We start from the raw sequence: 2,149 nt of genomic DNA on the forward strand, positions 1-2,149 counted from the left end.
GGCCATTGGGTCCTCGCCGGTGGCCTGGTGCCGCCGGAGTCCGCGAAGACCGTGCTGCCCGACGGCTCCGTCAACGACGGCCCGTACCTCGCGTCCGACACCTTCCCGAGCGGCTTTTGGATCATCGCGGCCGACGATGACGACCAGGCCGTAAACCTCGCCGCCGAAGCGGCCGAGGCGTGCGCCAACATCGTGGAGATCCGCGCGCTTGCGGAGTAGGGCCGGTGCCCGGGGTACCGGCGAATCGGTGCGCGCCGGGGCGTCGCAAAGCGAAACGGAGCTTTGCGACGTCCCGGTTCGGCCTACCGTGGGGGCCATGACACCCGAATTCATCGTGGAACTGCGGCGGCACATCGGTCACGCGGAGCTGTGGTTGATCGGCGTGACCGTCATCGTGGTGCGCGGCGAGGCCGGCGCCGAAGAGGTCCTGCTGGTCCGCCGCGCCGACGATGGCCGCTGGACGCCGGTGACCGGCATCGTCGACCCCGGCGAGGAACCCGATGTCGCCGGCGTGCGCGAGGTGCTGGAGGAAACGGCGCTGGCCGCCGAGATGACGTCGCTGCTGGCGGTGCAGACCACCCGGAAGATCGAGTACCCCAACGGCGACCGCGCGCGATTCCTGGACCACGCGTTCCTGGCGCGGGTTACGGGTGACGGGGCGGGCTCGACCGGTGCGGCGGCCGGTGCCGGCGCAGGTGCGGGGATTGGGGCAGGAGCCGGGGACGCCGCGGAACCCCATCCCGCGGACGGCGAGAACACCGAGGTCGCATGGGTGCCGCTGGCCGAGATCCCGGCGTTGGGCGCCCGTTTCGACCGCACGGTGGAGCTGGCCATCGCCGCACGCCGCGGTCAGTCCGACGGCGCGGTCCTCTTCGGCGCCGAGGAACGGCCCCGGTGAGCCGGCGCGCCGGGAACGAGCGTGCCGGGGCGGGGACGCCCTCGTCCGACCTCGACGATTTCCGCGACGCCGTCATCGACGACATCAACCTCGACGCTTGCCGCCTGCTCATCGTCGGCATCAATCCCGGCCTGTGGACGGCGAAGGTCGGCGCCCCCTTCGCCCGCCCCGGCAACCGCTTCTGGCCGGCGCTGCACGCGGCCGGCATCACGCCCCGGCTCATCGATGCGCGCGAGGGGCTTTCCGACGATGACCTGCGGCTCCTTGCAGAGGCCGGCCTCGGTTTCACCAACGTGGTGGCCCGGGCGACGGCGCGCGCCGACGAACTGACCACCGCCGACATCCGCGAAGGCGGCCGGATCCTCGACGACAAGGTGGCGCGGCAGCGGGAGCTGCGCGGCGGGCCGGAGATAGTCATGGTCGCGGGCATCGGCGCATTCCGCACGGCGTTCGGGGCGAAAACGCCGGGCGGCGGAAAGGTGGCCGTCGGCAAGCAGGAGCGGGAGATCGGCGGCGCGGAAACCTGGGTCGTGCCCAACCCGAGCGGTCTCAACGCTCACGAGACCGTCGAGTCGCTGGCGCGCGCGTACCGCGAGGTGTGGGAGCGGCTGGGCAGGAACGGCTGAGTTGATGCTGCTGAGTTAGAACGGTTGGGTCAGCGGCGCGGGCGCAGCCGCGGCAAGATCCGCTTCTCCGCCATGTGCAGCTGCATCGCCGGCATGCGGCCCAGGGCGGAGGCGGCCTTCGCGGGGCCGGGCGCCATGAGGCCGCGGCGGGCCAGAGCGGGGCCGATGACCGCCAGCAGCTCCGCCGCCGATGCCACCGGGCGCATGAACAGCGTGATGTGGTCGATGAGGCCGTCGTCGCCGAGGTGCAGCCACTGGATCTCCTCCAGGCGGCGGCCGTTGACGGTGTTCGTGGCGTGGATCGCCCAGTCGGCGCCGGCACCGGTGACGCGGGCCACGGCGACGTCGGCAAGCACCTCGAAGGCGGCGGCGAAGACCCCGGCGACGTCGTCGGGGCCGGTGAAATCGAAGGCGTCGGTCAGCGGCGACACGAGCGTGACGCCCGGCGAGAGCAGGTCGCGCATCCGGTCGGCGGCGAGCGCGCGATCCGCGGCGACCCACGACTCGATGGTCGGCGGCAGGTTGGCTGGGATGCCGTGGGAGGGAGTCATGGGCTCTACTGTCGGTCCTTGCGACGGGCCAGCGCAAGACCCTTTTCGGCGGCCCGGCCGACCGGCACCATCGA

General features: G+C 72.4%; 3 protein-coding genes and 1 pseudogene. 3 read left to right on the forward strand and 1 reads right to left on the reverse strand.

Annotated elements, in window-relative coordinates; translation table 11 throughout:
* From GX015_RS08690 to GX015_RS08700, 3 genes and pseudogenes are all read left to right on the forward strand, one after another.
* Positions 1–219: pseudogene (locus GX015_RS08690) on the forward strand (hypothetical protein); the annotation flags it as partial.
* A gap of 97 nt (positions 220–316) precedes the next feature.
* Positions 317–898 (forward strand): NUDIX domain-containing protein, encoded by a 582-nt coding sequence (locus GX015_RS08695; RefSeq protein ID WP_291344400.1) that lies wholly within the window; start codon positions 317–319, stop codon positions 896–898.
* Positions 895–1,524 (forward strand): mismatch-specific DNA-glycosylase, encoded by a 630-nt coding sequence (locus tag GX015_RS08700; protein ID WP_291344402.1) that lies wholly within the window; start codon positions 895–897, stop codon positions 1,522–1,524. The genes GX015_RS08695 and GX015_RS08700 overlap by 4 nt, the downstream gene beginning before the upstream one ends.
* A gap of 29 nt (positions 1,525–1,553) precedes the next feature.
* On the opposite strand, the gene GX015_RS08705 is transcribed toward GX015_RS08700, so the two are convergent.
* On the reverse strand, positions 1,554–2,075 hold the full coding sequence (locus GX015_RS08705) for a hypothetical protein (protein ID WP_291344404.1): 522 nt from the start codon (positions 2,073–2,075) through the stop codon (positions 1,554–1,556).
* Positions 2,076–2,149 lie beyond the last annotated feature (74 nt).

The organism is Corynebacterium sp. (assembly GCF_012837295.1).
Taxonomy (GTDB): Bacteria; Actinomycetota; Actinomycetes; order Mycobacteriales; family Mycobacteriaceae; genus Corynebacterium.